This window comes from Klebsiella sp. 1SOBk5mer, assembly GCF_046603115.1.
GTDB classification, from domain to species: Bacteria; Pseudomonadota; Gammaproteobacteria; order Enterobacterales; family Enterobacteriaceae; genus Klebsiella; species Klebsiella quasipneumoniae.
In genome coordinates this window covers 498691-515608 of record NZ_JBKIUU010000002.1, presented here as the reverse complement: position 1 = coordinate 515608, position 16918 = coordinate 498691, and the positions used below count along the sequence as shown (strand labels likewise).

The following is a 16918-nucleotide window of genomic DNA, read 5'->3' as shown; positions in this document are numbered from 1 at the left end:
AGAGATCTCTCACAAATGACCAGGCAGACTGGATTACAGAACCGGCTCAAGCTGGTTGAGGAAACCCGCAAGCGAGGGGGAAAGGGTGATGCGTTTGGCGGTGCCGAGGGTCTCTTTGACGACTTCACCGCTGAGATTACAGACGGAAATGACATCCAGTTCACTCTCGAGGGTGGCGATAAACAGCGTCGGCGCCAGCTTCAGCCGCTTCTGCACCACCAGATGCCCGATGAGGTTTTCCTGCACCCGCTGAAAATCCTCTTCACTCCAGGTCTGCAGCAGCGTTAGCGTTTCGCCGGCAAACCGGCCGGTCATATCGCCGGCAAACTGAGTGGTATAATAAGAATGAAGCGGCTGTTGTACCACAATATCCAGGGCGCGTTCAACCGCGCTGATATTTTGCGCCAGCGAAAACGGCTGCGGCTGCCAGAACACGGCCTCGCCCTGGGTGTCGACGACGCAAGGCGACGGGACGCCATAAAGCTCTTCACTGCGCGGCAGGCTGTGGCGCTGCTGCTGCCAGGCGGCGCAATAACGTTGGGTAAAAGCATGCAGCGCTTCTGCGGTCTGATGGTCCACCGATTTCTCTCTTCACGTTAGACAGGATACACTGGGGTCATAGTGTACCCGCTTTACTATGGTGAAACATGTCTTCTTACGATAATCATCAGGCGCTGGCCGGCCTGACGCTCGGTAAATCAACCGATTACCGCGATACCTATGACGCCTCGCTGCTGCAGGGCGTTCCGCGCAGCCTTAACCGCGACCCGCTTGGCCTGCATGCCGACAACCTGCCGTTTCACGGCGCCGATATCTGGACGCTGTACGAACTCTCCTGGCTGAACGGCAAAGGCCTGCCGCAGGTGGCCGTCGGCCACGTCGAACTGCCCGACACCAGCGTCAATCTGGTGGAGTCAAAAAGCTTTAAGCTTTATCTCAACAGCTTTAACCAGACGCGTTTCGCCAGCTGGCAGGAGGTTGAAGAGACGCTGACCCGCGATCTGAGCGCCTGCGCCCAGGGCGAGGTCAAGGTCTCGCTGTATCGGCTGGATGAACTGGAAGGCCAGCCGATTGCCCACCTCCATGGCGCCTGCATCGACGATCAGGATATCGAGATCGATAACTATCAGTTCAGCGCCGACTACCTGCAGGGCGCCGCCAGCGGCAAAATCGTGGAAGAGACGCTGGTCAGCCATCTGCTGAAGTCCAACTGCCTGATTACCCACCAGCCGGACTGGGGCTCGGTGCAGATCCAGTATCGTGGGGCGAAAATCGACCGCGAGCAGCTCCTGCGCTATCTGGTCTCGTTCCGCCACCATAACGAATTCCATGAGCAGTGCGTCGAGCGCATCTTTAACGATATTCTCCGTTTCTGCCAGCCGGAATCGCTTTCCGTTTACGCCCGCTATACGCGACGCGGCGGTCTGGATATCAACCCCTGGCGCAGCAACGGCGACTTTTCCCCTGCCACCGGCCGCCTCGCCCGACAATAATAAACATTTTCACAATTTGCGTGCGTTTAGACGCGCGCAAGGTTGTGGAAACGCCGCTCGCAGGGCTATTGTAATCACAGGAAGACCATAAGCGTCCTGTAAGGAGTTCACTTGATTACACATGTTAGCCCGCTTGGTTCAATGGATATGCTGTCGCAGCTGGAAGTGGATATGCTTAAGCGCACCGCCAGCAGCGATCTGTATCAACTCTTTCGCAACTGCTCGCTTGCTGTGCTCAACTCGGGGAGCCTGACCGATAACAGCAAGGAGCTTCTGTCCCGTTTTGAAAATTTCGATATTAACGTGCTGCGTCGCGAACGCGGCGTGAAGCTGGAACTGATCAACCCGCCGGAAGAGGCCTTCGTTGACGGGCGCATTATTCGTTCCCTGCAGGCCAACCTGTTCGCCGTGCTGCGCGATATCCTGTTCGTGTACGGCCAGATCCACAATACCGTTCGCTTCCCGAACCTCGATCTCGAAAGTTCAGTCCATATCACCAACCTGGTGTTCTCGATCCTGCGCAACGCCCGCGCGCTGCACGTCGGCGAAGCGCCGAACATGATCGTCTGTTGGGGCGGCCACTCGATCAACGAAAACGAATACCTCTACGCCCGCCGCGTCGGTACGCAGCTGGGACTGCGGGAACTCAACATCTGCACCGGCTGCGGGCCTGGCGCGATGGAAGCGCCGATGAAAGGCGCCGCCGTCGGCCACGCGCAGCAGCGCTACAAAGACAGCCGCTTTATCGGCATGACCGAACCATCCATTATCGCCGCGGAACCGCCAAACCCGCTGGTCAATGAACTGATCATCATGCCGGACATCGAAAAGCGTCTGGAGGCCTTCGTGCGCATCGCCCACGGGATCATCATCTTCCCGGGCGGCGTCGGCACCGCCGAAGAGCTGCTTTACCTGCTGGGTATTCTGATGCATCCGGATAACAAAGCGCAGGTGCTGCCGCTGATCCTCACCGGACCGAAAGAGAGCGCTGACTACTTCCGCGTGCTGGACGAATTTATCACCCATACTCTGGGCGAATCCGCCCGTCGCCACTACCGGATCATCATCGACGACCCGGCGGAAGTGGCGCGGCAGATGAAAAAAGCGATGCCGCTGGTGAAAGAGAGCCGTCGCGAGACCGACGACGCCTACAGCTTCAACTGGTCGATTCGTATCTCGCCGGACCTGCAGATGCCGTTTGATCCGACCCATGAAAACATGGCCAACCTCAAACTCTCCCCGGACCAGCCGGTGGAAGTGCTGGCCGCCGACCTGCGCCGCGCCTTCTCCGGCATTGTCGCGGGTAACGTCAAAGAGGTGGGCATCCAGGCCATCGAGCAGTACGGTCCTTATAAGCTGCACGGCGACCCGGAGATGATGCGCCGCATGGACGATCTGCTGCAGGGCTTCGTCGCCCAGCACCGCATGAAGCTCCCGGGCGGCACCGCCTATATTCCCTGCTACGAAATCATCGCCTGATTTCCGTCCCGCCGGGGCAGCGCCTGTTGCCCCGGCGGGCACGCTTTCTCTGACTTCCAAAACGCGCTAAAAAACTTTCGGTTACTCATCAAACAGCTAAATTATTTTTACATAGCCAATCGTTTGCGTTGGTAAAAACTGCGACAATTATCACTGCAAAAAATGGTTTTAAGCGCAAAAACGTCGACCACTTCTCTTTTTTACAGTAAATCCCTCGTTATTACGCCACCCAGCTTTTATCTCATATGCTGCAAATGGTAGCCTGCGCGCCACAAATCGCTGGCTGATCACCAGAAACAGGCTGTTGGACTAAAAATACGCACATTGAAAGTGGATTATTGCATTTGAGATCGCGATCACTGATGCATAAACCATATAAATGTATCTTTCCGGCCCAATTATTACGGAGAAAATTTCTAAAAAAACCGTAATTAAACGAATTTCGTGTTACGCAATTGTATTTGTTCATTAGATTTTGTTGATTCCTCCAGGAGATACAGATGGAAACCACTCAAACCAGCACCATCGTTTCGGGCGAAACCCGCAGCGGATGGCGTAAAACCGACACCATGTGGATGCTGGGCCTGTACGGTACAGCGATCGGCGCGGGCGTCTTGTTCCTGCCGATCAACGCCGGCGTCGGCGGCATGATCCCCCTGATTATCATGGCGATTCTGGCCTTCCCGATGACCTTCTTCGCCCACCGCGGTATGACCCGCTTCGTGCTCTCCGGCAAAAACCCGGGCGAAGACATCACTGAAGTGGTTGAAGAACACTTCGGCGTAGGCGCAGGTAAGCTGATTACCCTGCTCTACTTCTTCGCTATCTACCCAATCCTGTTGGTCTACAGCGTGGCGATCACCAATACCGTCGAAAGCTTCATGGCGCACCAGCTGCACATGACGCCGCCGCCGCGCGCGATTCTGTCGCTGATCCTGATCGTCGGTATGATGACCATCGTGCGTTTCGGCGAGCAGATGATCGTGAAAGCGATGAGCATTCTGGTGTTTCCGTTCGTTATCGCCCTGATGATTCTGGCGCTGTACCTGATCCCGCAGTGGAACGGCGCGGCGCTGGAGACCCTCTCCCTGAGCGGCGCCTCCGTCACCGGCAACGGCCTGCTGATGACCCTGTGGCTGGCGATCCCGGTCATGGTCTTCTCTTTCAACCACTCGCCGATCATCTCCTCCTTCGCGGTTGCCAAGCGTGAAGAGTACGGCGAAGGCGCCGAGAAAAAATGCTCCAGCATCCTGGCTCGCGCTCATATCATGATGGTGCTGACCGTGATGTTCTTCGTCTTCAGCTGCGTCCTGAGCCTCTCTCCGGCAGACCTGGCGGCGGCGAAAGAGCAGAACATCTCGATTCTGTCTTACCTGGCGAACCACTTTAACGCGCCAATCATTGCCTGGATGGCGCCGATCATCGCGATGATCGCCATCACCAAATCCTTCCTCGGCCACTACCTGGGCGCCCGCGAAGGCTTTAACGGCATGGTGATTAAGTCCCTGCGCGGTAAAGGCAAATCTATCGAAATCAACAAACTGAACAAGCTGACCGCGCTGTTCATGCTGGTGACCACCTGGATTGTCGCGACGCTGAACCCGAGCATCCTCGGCATGATCGAGACCCTTGGCGGCCCGATTATCGCGATGATCCTGTTCCTGATGCCGATGTACGCGATTCAGAAAGTGCCGGCGATGCGTAAATACAGCGGCCACGTCAGCAACGTCTTCGTGGTGATTATGGGTCTGATTGCCATCTCCGCGATCTTCTACTCGCTGTTCAGCTAATTCAGTCAACACCTCCCCCCGCGCCGCTGAACGGCGGCGCGCTTTCCGACAGCACGGGAATACATATGATCAGCGTATTCGATATCTTTAAAATCGGCATTGGCCCTTCCAGCTCCCATACCGTTGGACCGATGAAAGCGGGCAAACAATTCACTGACGACCTGATCGCGCGCGGCCTGCTGGCCGAGGTGACCAAAGTGGTCGTCGATGTCTACGGCTCCCTCTCCCTGACCGGTAAAGGCCACCATACCGATATCGCGATTATCATGGGGCTCGCCGGCAACCTGCCGGACACCGTCGACATCGACGCTATCCCTGGCTTTATTCAGGACGTTAACACCCATGGTCGCCTGATGCTGGCCAACGGCCAGCACGAAGTGGACTTCCCGGTCGATCAGTGTATGAATTTCCATGCCGACAACCTGTCGCTGCATGAGAACGGCATGCGCATCACCGCCCTGGCCGGCGATCAGGCGCTCTACAGCCAGACGTACTACTCCATCGGCGGCGGCTTTATCGTCGATGAAGCGCACTTCGGCCAGACCACCGACGCGCCGGTGGCCGTCCCTTACCCCTATAAAAACGCCGCCGACCTGCAGCGTCACTGCCGCGAAACCGGGCTGTCGCTCTCCGGCCTGATGATGCAGAACGAACTGGCGCTGCACAGTAAAGAGGTGCTGGAGCAACACTTCGCCGCGGTGTGGGAAGTGATGAGCGCCGGTATTGAGCGCGGCATCACCACCGAAGGCGTCCTGCCGGGCAAACTGCGCGTTCCGCGCCGGGCTGCCGCGCTGCGCCGCATGCTGGTGAGCCAGGACACCACCAACAGCGACCCGATGGCGGTGGTCGACTGGATCAATATGTTCGCCCTCGCGGTGAACGAAGAGAACGCCGCCGGCGGCCGGGTGGTGACGGCGCCGACCAACGGCGCCTGCGGTATCGTGCCGGCAGTACTGGCCTATTACGACAAGTTTATCCGCAAGGTGAACAGCAACTCCCTGGCGCGCTATATGCTGGTGGCCAGCGCGATTGGTTCGCTCTATAAGATGAACGCCTCGATCTCCGGCGCCGAAGTGGGCTGCCAGGGTGAAGTGGGCGTCGCCTGCTCGATGGCGGCGGCCGGTCTGGCTGAACTGCTGGGCGGCAGCCCGGGCCAGGTGTGCATCGCGGCAGAGATCGCCATGGAGCATAACCTCGGTCTGACCTGCGACCCTGTCGCCGGCCAGGTGCAGGTGCCGTGCATCGAACGCAACGCTATCGCCGCCGTGAAAGCGGTCAACGCCGCGCGAATGGCGCTGCGCCGGACCAGCGAGCCGCGCGTCTGCCTCGATAAAGTCATTGAGACCATGTACGAAACCGGCAAAGACATGAACGCCAAGTACCGGGAAACCTCTCGCGGGGGGCTGGCGATGAAGATTGTCGCCTGCGATTAACCTGCTGGCCCGCCGCGCGTCGCCGCGGCGGGCCTGCTTTTGACCGGAATCCTGCCTGATTTGCGAGTGTGATTCCCGATCCTCGCTCTACCAATGGCCTCGAATCACCACCGATGTTACCCTAAAGGCGCTGAGAATAAGGGGGTATCTGTGGCTGTTCATCTGTTAATCGTCGACGCGTTAAATCTGATCCGCCGCATCCACGCGGTACAGGGCTCGCCCTGCGTCGATACCTGCCTGCATGCGCTGGAGCAGCTGATCGTCCATAGTCAGCCCACCCACGCGGTGGCGGTGTTTGATGATGAGGATCGCGCCCACGGCTGGCGCCACCAGCGCCTGCCGGAGTACAAAGCCGGCCGCGCGCCGATGCCGGAGACCCTGGTCGCCGAGATGCCGGCGCTGCGGGCCGCCTTCGAGCAGCGGGGGATCCGCTGCTGGGCCTCGCCGGGCAGCGAAGCGGACGACCTCGCCGCCACCCTGGCGGTGAAGGTGGCCCAGGCGGGCCATCAGGCCACCATTGTCTCCACTGACAAAGGCTACTGCCAGCTGCTGTCGCCCACCATCCGCATCCGCGACTACTTTCAGAAGCGCTGGCTGGACGCCCCCTTCATCGCCAGCGAGTTCGGCGTCACCCCGGAGCAGCTGGCGGATTACTGGGGGCTAGCGGGGATCAGCAGCTCGAAGGTGCCGGGCGTAGCGGGCATTGGCCCTAAAAGCGCCGCCCAGCTGCTGAACGAGTTCCAGGACCTGGAGGGGCTGTATGCCCGCCTGGCCGAGGTCCCGGAAAAGTGGCGCAAAAAGCTGGCAACGCATCAGGAAATGGCCTTCACCTGCCGGGAAGTCGCCCGCCTGCAGACCGACCTACAGCTGGACGGCAATCTGCAGCAGCTGCGGCTGACGCGCTGACCCTACCCGAGCGCGGCACCGCCTGCTTCGGCCGGGCCGGCCCCTCACCAGGCCGCCTGATATAACCCGACGATATCGGCCAGGCTCGCCTCGCGCGGGTTGCCGCCGGTACACACATCCGCCAGCGCCGCCTGGGCCAGCGCCGGAATATCCTCTTTCCTGACGCCCACCTCGCGCAGATGGCCGGGAATACCGACATCGCGGTTGAGCTGGCAGACCGCCTCCACCGCCGCCAGGCGCGCGGCGGTCAGGCTTAACGCTTCCACCCTGACGCCCATCGCCCTGGCGATATCGCGATATTTTTCCCCGGTCGCCTCAGCATTAAAGCGCATCACGTGCGGCAGCAGGATGGCATTCGCCACACCGTGCGGCGTGTTGTAAAAAGCGCCGAGCGGATGCGCCATGCCGTGCACCAGGCCAAGCCCGACGTTGGAAAATCCCATCCCCGCCACATACTGGCCGAGCGCCATGGCTTCCCCCGCTCCGGCGTCTCCGGCAACCGAGCCGCGCAGCGCGCCGGCGATGATCTCGATGGCTTTGAGGTGCAGCGCATCGGTCAAAGCCCAGGCGCCGCGGGTGAGGTACCCTTCGATAGCGTGCGTCAGGGCGTCGACGCCGGTCGCCGCCTTCAGCGCCGGCGGCATGGCGTCCATCATATCGGCATCGATAAAGGCCACCTGCGGAATATCGTGCGGGTCGACGCAGACAAACTTACGCCGTTGTTCTTCATCGGTGATGACATAGTTAATCGTCACCTCCGCCGCGGTACCCGCGGTGGTCGGCACCGCGAAGATCGGCACGCTGGACTGACGGGTGGGCGACAGCCCCTCCAGGCTGCGGACATCGGCGAACGCCGGGTTACGCTGAATAATACCGATTGCCTTACAGGTATCCTGCGGCGAACCGCCGCCGATGGCGATCAAGTAATCCGCCCCGCTGCGCTGAAAGGCCTGCAGCCCCTGCTGGACCACGGCGATGGTGGGATTGGGGATCACGTCGCTGAACATGTCCCATGCCAGCCCGGCGGCGTCCAGTTTGTCAGTGACTTTTGCCGCCACGCCGCACTGCGCGAGGGTGCTGTCGGTCACGATCAATGCCTTGCGATAACCGCGCCGCAGCACTTCATCGGTTAATGCGTTTATCGCCCCCCGGCCAAACCACGCCGTTTCGTTGAGGATCATTCGGTTTGCCATCGCGTCTCTCCTGTTAGCGTTGCGGCATCACTCTTCAATGCGTAATCCGTAGGTTTTGAACTTCTCCAGCACGATGGCGATCGCCTCGTCATCCAGCACCGGTACCGGGTCGGTAATCGCCAGCGTGCTGAGATAGAGCTGGGCCAGGACTTCCACTTCATGCGCCAGCCAGAGCGCTTTCTCCAGGCTGGCCTCGCAGGCGATCAGGCCATGATGCTGCAGCAGCGTGGCTTTGCGGTGCTTCAGCGCCACCGCGACATGCTCAGACAGTTCGCGGGTGCCGAAAGTGGCATAGGGCGCGCAGGGGATCGAATTCCCGCCCGCCGCGGCGATCATATAGTGGATGGCCGGAATGGGCCGGTTGAGGATCGACACCGCCGTACAATGCACAGCGTGATTGTGGACCACCGCCTGGGCATCGGGCCGCGTCTGGTAGGCCGCCTGATGGAAACGCCATTCGCTGGAGGGAAGTTTTCCCTGCTCATGCTGGCCGTCGGCATCAATAAAGACGATCTTCTCTTCCGTCAGTTTTTCATACGGGATGCCGGTGGGCGTGATCAGCATCCCCCCCTGATAGCGCACGCTGACATTGCCGGCGGTCCCCTGATTTAACCCCAGGCGGGTCATTTCCAGGCAGGTATCGATAATCTGCCGGGCCAGTCTGTTTCTTTCCATTGCTTTCCTCTTTTGGCGACTCATCATCCGTCAACGGCAGGGCAACGCAATTATTGTCGGCTACCGTGGGATAGGTTGAATAATGATCTCCATCTTCAGCCTGAATAATCACAGGGGAATTTTCATCGCCATATTTTGTGAACCACGTCAATTATTCCGCCCTAAAAAAAGGGATCAGACTGGTTAATCGACCATTTAAAATGCCCGTTCTTAAAAATATTCCATCAAGCGGGCATTTTATTTTCCTGTAACATTTGCCCGTTTTCCACGATATATATTCAATCGGTCATTGGCGCTGTGGTTTTGTGAATTTATTTCCTCAAACGGTCAGCGATTTTGAAAAATTAAAGTGACAATTATCACATAAAATGGTCCGCAGAGCGTTAAGTGTGACCCTCATCATATTAACAGGCGGTTTTTATTTGAAAATGAAGCCATGAGTTCCGCCGTGACTTTCATTTCACTCACCGGCGCGTCACCTGAGCTCACTTAATTTTGCGGTCTGCTGCAGCACCAGACTGCGCCCTGAATGCTGTTGTAACTGCTTCTGAACTGATGAGGACGCTATGGGAAACACAACGATACCAACGCAAAGTTACCGCGCCATGGAGAGCGGGCAGAGTAAGAGCTATATTATTCCTTTTGCTCTGCTGTGCTCCCTCTTTTTTCTGTGGGCCGTGGCCAATAATCTTAATGATATTTTATTACCGCAATTTCAACAGGCCTTTACGCTGACTAACTTTCAGGCCGGATTAATCCAGTCAGCTTTTTATTTTGGCTATTTTGTTATTCCCATCCCCGCTGGGATGCTGATGAAAAAATTCAGCTATAAAGCAGGCATTCTTACTGGTCTGTTTTTATATGCCTGCGGCGCCGCGCTGTTCTGGCCTGCCGCGGAAGTGATGAATTACACCCTATTTCTGATTGGATTATTTATTATTGCCGCCGGGCTTGGCTGTCTGGAAACCGCGGCCAACCCGTTTGTCACCGTTCTCGGTCCGGAAAGCGGCGGTCACTTCCGTCTTAATCTGGCCCAGACCTTTAACTCATTTGGCGCCATTATCGCCGTGGTATTTGGTCAGAGCCTTATTTTGTCCAACGTCCCGCATCAGCCGCAGGAGGTGCTGGATAGCATGACCCCAGAACAGCTCGGCGCCTGGAAGCACAGCCTGGTTCTGTCGGTACAAACCCCCTATATGATTATCGTGGCCATCGTGCTGCTGGTCGCCCTGCTGATCGTCTGCACCCGCTTCCCGTCGCTGCAAAGCGATGACCACAGCGACAGCGCGCAGAGCACTTTTCTCGCCTCGCTGTCGCGCCTGATGCGCATCCGCCACTGGCGCTGGGCGGTTCTGGCCCAGTTCTGCTATGTCGGCGCGCAGACCGCCTGCTGGAGCTATCTGATTCGCTACGCTGTCGAAGAGATCCCGGGCATGACGGCCGGTTTCGCCGCCAACTACCTCACCGGCACCATGGTCTGTTTCTTCATTGGCCGTTTCACCGGCACCTGGCTTATCCGCCGCTTCGCGCCGCATAACGTACTGGCTGTCTATGCGCTTATCGCCATGCTGCTCTGTTTGCTCTCCGCCTTCAGCGGCGGCCACGTCGGCCTGCTGGCCCTGACCCTGTGCAGCGCCTTTATGTCCATTCAGTACCCGACCATCTTCTCGTTGGGGATTAAGCAGCTGGGTCAGGACACCAAATATGGCTCGTCCTTTATCGTCATGACCATCATCGGCGGCGGGATCGTCACCCCGGTGATGGGCTTTGTCAGCGATGCCGCCGGCAATATCCCGACCGCTGAGCTGGTCCCGGCGCTGTGCTTCGCCATCATCTTTATTTTTGCCCGTTTCCGCTCGCAAGCGGCGACGAACTAAACCTGTTATCCGCATAACCTGAGGGATCTGTAATGAAAAAAATCAGCTTACCGAAGATCGGTATCCGCCCGGTAATCGATGGTCGTCGCATGGGGGTCCGCGAATCGCTGGAAGCGCAAACCATGAACATGGCGAAAGCCACCGCCGCGCTTATCAGCGAGAAGCTGCGCCATGCCTGCGGCGCCCGGGTGGAGTGCGTGATCGCCGATACCTGCATCGCCGGCATGGCCGAGTCGGCCGCCTGTGAAGAGAAATTCAGCAGCCAGAACGTTGGCGTCACCATCACCGTCACCCCCTGCTGGTGCTACGGCAGTGAAACCATCGACATGGATCCGCTGCGCCCGAAGGCCATCTGGGGCTTTAACGGCACCGAACGTCCGGGGGCGGTCTATCTGGCCGCCGCGCTGGCGGCCCACAGCCAGAAAGGGATCCCGGCGTTCTCCATCTACGGGCATGACGTGCAGGATGCCGATGACACCTCCATCCCGGCGGACGTCGAAGAAAAACTGTTGCGCTTCGCTCGCGCCGGCCTGGCCGTCGCCAGTATGAAGGGGAAAAGCTATCTGTCGCTGGGCGGCGTCTCAATGGGCATCGCCGGCTCCATCGTCGACCACAACTTCTTTGAATCCTGGCTCGGGATGAAGGTTCAGGCAGTCGACATGACGGAGCTGCGCCGGCGAATCGATCAGAAAATCTATGATGAAACCGAGCTGGAGATGGCGCTGGCGTGGGCGGATAAACATTTCCGCTACGGCGAAGATCAGAACGCCGAGCAGTATAAGCGCAATGAAACGCAGAGCCGCGCGGTGCTGAAAGAGAGCCTGCTGATGGCGATGTGCATCCGCGATATGATGCAGGGCAACGCGAAGCTCGCGGAAAAAGGGCTGGTGGAGGAGTCGCTGGGCTACAACGCCATCGCCGCCGGTTTCCAGGGCCAGCGCCACTGGACCGATCAATACCCCAATGGCGATACCGCCGAAGCGCTGCTCAACAGCTCTTTTGACTGGAACGGCGTGCGCGAGCCGTTCGTCGTCGCCACCGAAAACGACAGCCTCAACGGCGTGGCCATGCTGATGGGCCACCAGCTCACCGGCACCGCCCAGGTGTTTGCCGACGTGCGCACCTACTGGTCGCCGGACGCCGTTGAGCGCGTCACCGGGCAGCCGCTCACCGGCCGGGCGGAGCACGGCATTATTCACCTGATTAACTCCGGCTCCGCGGCGCTGGACGGCTCCTGCCAGCAGCGCGACGCGCAGGGCAACCCGACGATGAAACCTCACTGGGAGATTGAACAGAACGAGGCGGATGCCTGCCTCGCGGCCACCGAATGGTGCCCGGCGATCCATGAATACTTCCGCGGCGGCGGCTTCTCTTCCCGCTTCCTGACCGAAGGCGGCGTGCCGTTCACCATGACCCGGGTGAACATCATCAAAGGTCTGGGACCGGTGCTGCAAATTGCCGAAGGCTGGAGCGTGGCGCTGCCCAAAGCGATGCACGACCAGCTCGACGCCCGCACCAACTCCACCTGGCCCACCACCTGGTTTGCCCCGCGCCTCACCGGCAAGGGCCCGTTCAGCGATGTGTACTCGGTCATGGCCAACTGGGGCGCCAACCACGGCGTGCTGACCATCGGCCATGTCGGCGCGGATTTCATTACCCTCGCCGCCATGCTGCGCATTCCGGTCTGCATGCACAACGTGGAAGCGGCGAAAATCTACCGCCCCTCCGCCTGGGCCGCGCACGGCATGGACATCGAAGGCCAGGACTATCGCGCCTGCCAGAACTACGGGCCGCTGTATAAGCGTTAACTGGTGGGTTTAGCCGGTGGCGCAGGCTTACCGGGCCTACAGACGCGCGCTGTTTGTAGGCCGGATAAGCGCCGCGCCATTCGGCAATGTTGTTTCGGGAGTCACTATGAAGCAAGACGTTATCCTGGTCCTCGACTGCGGCGCCACGAACGTGCGGGCGATGGCCGTTGACCGACAGGGGAACATTGTCGCCCGCGCCGCCACGGCAAACGCCAGCGACATCGCCGCCGAGCGCAGCGACTGGCACCAGTGGTCGCTGGAGGCCATTATGCAGCGCTTTGCCGATTGCTGTCGGCAGATCCACGACCCGCTGGCCTCCTGCACGGTACGCGGCATCGCCGTCACGACCTTTGGCGTCGATGGCGCGCTGGTGGATGAGCAGGGTGCGCTGCTGTATCCGATCATCAGCTGGAAATGCCCGCGCACCGCGGCGGTGATGGACACCATCAGCCGGTATATGCCCGCGCGCCAGCTGCAGCAAATCGCCGGCGTCGGCGCCTTTGCGTTCAACACCCTGTATAAGCTGATCTGGCTGAAAGAGAACCACCCGCAGCTGCTGGCGCAGGCCCATGCCTGGCTGTTCATTTCGTCGCTGATCAACCATCGGCTGACCGGGGAGTTCACCACCGACCTTACCATGGCGGGCACCAGCCAAATGCTCGATCTCCGGCAGCGCGATTTCAGCGCGCCGATCCTGCAGGCGACCGGCCTGCCGCGCCGCCTGTTCCCACGGCTGGTTGAAGCGGGCCAGCCGATCGGCGCCCTGCTGCCGGAGGCCGCTGCGCTGTTGGGCCTTCCCGTCGGGATCCCGGTTATCTCGGCCGGGCACGACACCCAGTTCGCCCTGTTTGGCGCCGGCGCCGGGCAGGATGAGCCGGTGCTCTCCTCCGGGACCTGGGAGATCCTGATGGTGCGCAGCGCGCAGGTCGACACCTCGCTGCTCGGCGACTACAGCGGCTCCACCTGCGAACTGGACAGCCAGCCGGGACGCTATAACCCGGGGATGCAGTGGCTGGCCTCCGGCGTGCTCGAATGGGTGCGTAAGCTGCTGTGGAGCGCCGACACGCCGTGGCAAACTCTGATTGACGAAGCCCAGGCGATCCCGCCCGGCGCCCAGGGCGTCAGGATGCAGTGCGACCTGCTCGCCAGCCAGCACGCCGGCTGGCAGGGCGTCACGCTCAACACCACCCGCGGCCATTTTTACCGTGCCGCGCTGGAGGGGTTAAGCGACCAGCTGGCGCAGCATCTGCAAACCCTGGAAAACATTGGCCGCTTCCGGGCGAAAGAGCTGCTGCTGGTCGGCGGCGGCAGCCGCAACGCGCTGTGGAACCAGATCAAGGCCGACCGGCTGGGAATACCGATCAAAGTGCTCGACGATGCCGAAACCACGGTGGCCGGCGCGGCGATGTTTGGCTGGTATGGCGTGGGCGAGTTCTCTTCGCCGGAGCAGGCCAGGGCGCAGGTCGCGTACCGCTACCGCTATTTTTGGCCGCAAACTGAACCTGAATTCACAGAGGAAGCCTGAGATGCTCAAAACCATTTCCCCGCTGATATCGCCGGAACTGCTGAAAGTGCTGGCCGAAATGGGCCATGGGGATGAAATTATTTTTTCCGATGCCCACTTCCCGGCGCACAGCATGGGTCCGCAGGTGATCCGCGCCGACGGCCTGCGGGTCAGCGACCTGCTGCAGGCGATTATCCCGCTGTTCGAGTTAGACAGCTACGCGCCGCCGCTGGTGATGATGGCCGCCGTCGAAGGCGATGCCCTCGACCCGACGGTGGAACAGCGCTATCGGCAGGCGCTCTCGGCGCAGGCCCCCTGCCCGGACATCGTGCGGATTGACCGCTTCGCCTTCTACGAGCGGGCGCAAAAAGCCTTTGCGATCGTTATCACAGGAGAGTGCGCTAAGTACGGAAATATCCTTTTAAAAAAAGGAGTCACGCCGTAATCTCATGCCGGAGCGTCTGCCTGATGCAGACGCTCAATCAATGATGGGGTGAGAATAAATGAAAGCGGCCCGCCAGCAGGCGATCGTCGATCTCCTGATCAACCACAGCAGCCTGACCACCGAAACGTTGTCAAAACAGCTCAACGTCAGCAGGGAAACCATTCGCCGCGATCTCAGCGAGCTGCAGGCGCAGGGCAAAGTGCTGCGCAACCACGGCCGGGCCAAAGTGATCCACCAGCGCAGCCAGGACAGCGGCGACCCTTTCCACATGCGCCTGAAAAGCCATTACGCGCATAAAGCCGACATCGCCCGCGAAGCGCTGGCCTGGATTGACGAAGGCATGGTCATCGCCCTCGATGCCAGCTCCACCTGCTGGTACCTCGCCCGCCAGCTGCCGGACCGCCCGCTGCACGTTTTTACCAACAGCCAGCCCATCTGCCAGGAGCTGGCCAAACGAGACCAGATCGCCCTCACCTGCTCCGGCGGCACCCTGCAGCGGAAATATGGCTGCTACGTTAACCCGGCGCTGATTTCCCAGCTGAAATCGCTGGAGATCGATCTGTTTATTTTTTCCTGCGAAGGCATCGACCCGCAGGGCGCGCTGTGGGACTCCAATGCGTTCAATGCCGACTTCAAATCGATCCTGCTTAAGCGGGCGGCGCAGTCGCTACTGCTGATCGATAAAAGTAAGTTCAACCGTTCCGGCGAGGCGAGAATTGGTCATCTGGATGACGTGACGCATATTGTGTCGGATGCGCCGCAGCCTTAAGCCTGCGGCGAAGGCCGGAGGACAAGCACGCGTCTCCGGCCTGAGGGTGAGAGATTAACGCTCGTCGCGACGTCCGCCGACGGCAGCCCACAGGCGACGCACGTGAACGGTCACCTCTTCACGATCGTGATACAGCTGACGCGCCTGGATCTGGGCGTTAATGCCGTGCTCGTCCAGCTGGGCCTGAATGTAGGCCAGATTCTGCGACACCTCTTCATAGCGCTTTTTCATCGGCAGCTTGAGGTTGAAGATGGTCTCCCGGCACCAGCCGTTGACCAGCCACTGCGCCATCAGCGCCGCCACTTTCGCCGGCTTCTCCACCATATCGCAGACCATCCACGAGATGTTGTTGCGGTTCGGACGATAGCGGAAACCGTCTTCGCGCAGCCAGGTCACCTGGCCGGTATCCATCAGGCTCTGGGCCATCGGACCGTTATCGACCGAAGAGACCCACATGTTGCGCTTCACCAGCTGATAGGTCCAGCCGCCCGGGCAGGCGCCAAGGTCGACGGCATACATGCCGTTCGCCAGGCGCTCGTCCCACTCGTCCGCCGGAATAAAGACGTGGAACGCCTCTTCCAGCTTGAGGGTGGAGCGGCTCGGGGCGTCGGACGGAAACTTCAGCCGCGGAATGCCCATATAGAACGGCGAGTTGTTGTTGCTGTACGAGTAGCCGGTATAGCAGCAGCCCGGGGCGATAAAGAACACATGCACCACCGGACGCTTCGGCGTTTCATAGCGGGTCAGGACGCCCGCTTCGCGCAGCGCCGCGCGCAGCGGCACGGTAAACTTGCGGCAGAACTTCATCAGCTCTTTGCTTTCGTTAGTGTCCGCCACCTCGACGCGCAGATCGCCGCCCTTCTCCACCACGCCCTGCAGCATGCCGACGATCGGCGTGATGCGATCCTCCGGCGGCAGGTCGCGCAGCAGTTCGCCGACCACAAACATCTGGCGGGCGAAGATCAGCGAGCTGAACGGCAGATCGCGCACCAGCTTCTCGCCATCATCCTGCTGATAGCCTTCAAAAATCACATAGCCAGAGTCTTCTTTGACCCGGGCAAAACCAAACACCTCAAGGCGGGCTGCCTTATCGGTAATTTCTGCTGCGCACTCTTTCTCAAACCCAGGGCGACAATAGAGGACAACCTTATTCATGAACAACGCCCTTACGTTTCAGACGAATTGCACCAATTAACATTAAAACCCAGCCGGCGAGGAAGCTCACGCCGCCCACCGGGGTCACGAACGCCCACAGGCGTAAATGAGAGAGCGCCAGGCAGTAGAGGCTGCCGCTGAACAGCACGGTCCCTAACGCCAGAAACACGCTGCTCCAGTAGAACCAGATACTGATCCGACGCTGCATCGCCACCGCCAGACCAAAAATCGCCAGGGTATGGAAGGCCTGATACTCCAGGCCGGTATGGATCCAGGCCATCTCCGCCGCGCCGAGCGATTGACTTAAGACATGCGCGCCGAAGGCACCCAGAGCCACAAAGATAAAGCCGCTAATCGCGGCGAATATCAGCATAAAACGGCTGGTCATGTT

15 protein-coding genes are annotated in these 16918 nt (G+C 59.8%); 10 read left to right on the top strand and 5 right to left on the bottom strand.

The features are described from left to right. Positions 1–33 precede the first annotated feature (33 nt). A complete protein-coding gene (gene syd, locus ACLH1U_RS08250; protein ID WP_023290838.1) occupies positions 34–579 on the bottom strand; it encodes a SecY-interacting protein in 546 nt (181 codons plus the stop codon). Positions 580–647: 68 nt separating this feature from the next. On the opposite strand from syd, the gene queF reads away from it, so the two are divergent. The 5 genes from queF to xni all read left to right on the top strand — a co-directional run bounded on the left by queF (position 648) and on the right by xni (position 7101). Then, positions 648–1493, top strand: coding sequence for an NADPH-dependent 7-cyano-7-deazaguanine reductase QueF (gene queF, locus ACLH1U_RS08245; RefSeq protein WP_023290839.1), 846 nt, complete (start codon positions 648–650; stop codon positions 1491–1493). Between the two features lie 111 nt (positions 1494–1604). Next, the gene (ppnN, locus tag ACLH1U_RS08240; protein WP_023290840.1) at positions 1605–2972 is read left to right on the top strand and encodes a nucleotide 5'-monophosphate nucleosidase PpnN; all 1368 of its coding nucleotides are present in this window, start codon (positions 1605–1607) and stop codon (positions 2970–2972) included. A gap of 500 nt (positions 2973–3472) precedes the next feature. Continuing rightward, a complete protein-coding gene (locus tag ACLH1U_RS08235; RefSeq protein ID WP_023290841.1) occupies positions 3473–4762 on the top strand; it encodes an HAAAP family serine/threonine permease in 1290 nt (429 codons plus the stop codon). Positions 4763–4827: 65 nt separating this feature from the next. Beyond that, positions 4828–6195: an L-serine ammonia-lyase gene (locus ACLH1U_RS08230; protein ID WP_263083396.1), complete on the top strand. Its 1368-nt coding sequence runs from the start codon at positions 4828–4830 to the stop codon at positions 6193–6195. A 150-nt stretch (positions 6196–6345) separates the two neighbouring features. Then, positions 6346–7101 (top strand): flap endonuclease Xni, encoded by a 756-nt coding sequence (gene xni, locus ACLH1U_RS08225; RefSeq protein ID WP_023290853.1) that lies wholly within the window; start codon positions 6346–6348, stop codon positions 7099–7101. 44 nt (positions 7102–7145) lie between these two features. Here the strand turns inward: xni and fucO are convergent, their stop codons facing one another. Together fucO and fucA are read right to left on the bottom strand one after the other, a co-directional pair. Next, entirely contained in the window at positions 7146–8294 is a 1149-nt protein-coding gene (fucO, locus tag ACLH1U_RS08220; protein ID WP_139619970.1) for a lactaldehyde reductase, read from the bottom strand. Positions 8295–8321: 27 nt separating this feature from the next. After that, positions 8322–8969, bottom strand: coding sequence for an L-fuculose-phosphate aldolase (fucA, locus tag ACLH1U_RS08215; protein ID WP_023290855.1), 648 nt, complete (start codon positions 8967–8969; stop codon positions 8322–8324). Between the two features lie 566 nt (positions 8970–9535). Here fucA and fucP point away from each other — a divergent pair. From fucP to fucR, 5 genes are all read left to right on the top strand, one after another. Further along, a complete protein-coding gene (fucP, locus tag ACLH1U_RS08210) occupies positions 9536–10846 on the top strand; it encodes an L-fucose:H+ symporter permease (RefSeq protein WP_023290856.1) in 1311 nt (436 codons plus the stop codon). Positions 10847–10878: 32 nt separating this feature from the next. Beyond that, positions 10879–12654, top strand: coding sequence for an L-fucose isomerase (gene fucI, locus ACLH1U_RS08205; RefSeq protein ID WP_023290857.1), 1776 nt, complete (start codon positions 10879–10881; stop codon positions 12652–12654). Between the two features lie 106 nt (positions 12655–12760). After that, entirely contained in the window at positions 12761–14179 is a 1419-nt protein-coding gene (gene fucK / locus ACLH1U_RS08200) for an L-fuculokinase (protein ID WP_180265191.1), read from the top strand. A gap of 1 nt (position 14180) precedes the next feature. After that, positions 14181–14603 (top strand): L-fucose mutarotase, encoded by a 423-nt coding sequence (gene fucU / locus ACLH1U_RS08195; RefSeq protein ID WP_023290859.1) that lies wholly within the window; start codon positions 14181–14183, stop codon positions 14601–14603. 58 nt (positions 14604–14661) lie between these two features. Next, positions 14662–15372: an L-fucose operon activator gene (fucR, locus tag ACLH1U_RS08190; RefSeq protein WP_023290860.1), complete on the top strand. Its 711-nt coding sequence runs from the start codon at positions 14662–14664 to the stop codon at positions 15370–15372. A gap of 54 nt (positions 15373–15426) precedes the next feature. Here fucR and rlmM read toward each other — a convergent pair whose 3' ends face one another. Further along, on the bottom strand, positions 15427–16527 hold the full coding sequence (rlmM, locus tag ACLH1U_RS08185; RefSeq protein WP_023290861.1) for a 23S rRNA (cytidine(2498)-2'-O)-methyltransferase RlmM: 1101 nt from the start codon (positions 16525–16527) through the stop codon (positions 15427–15429). Then, entirely contained in the window at positions 16520–16915 is a 396-nt protein-coding gene (locus ACLH1U_RS08180; protein WP_002915543.1) for a DUF423 domain-containing protein, read from the bottom strand. Before ACLH1U_RS08180 ends, rlmM begins: the two co-directional genes overlap by 8 nt. Positions 16916–16918: the final 3 nt, after the last annotated feature.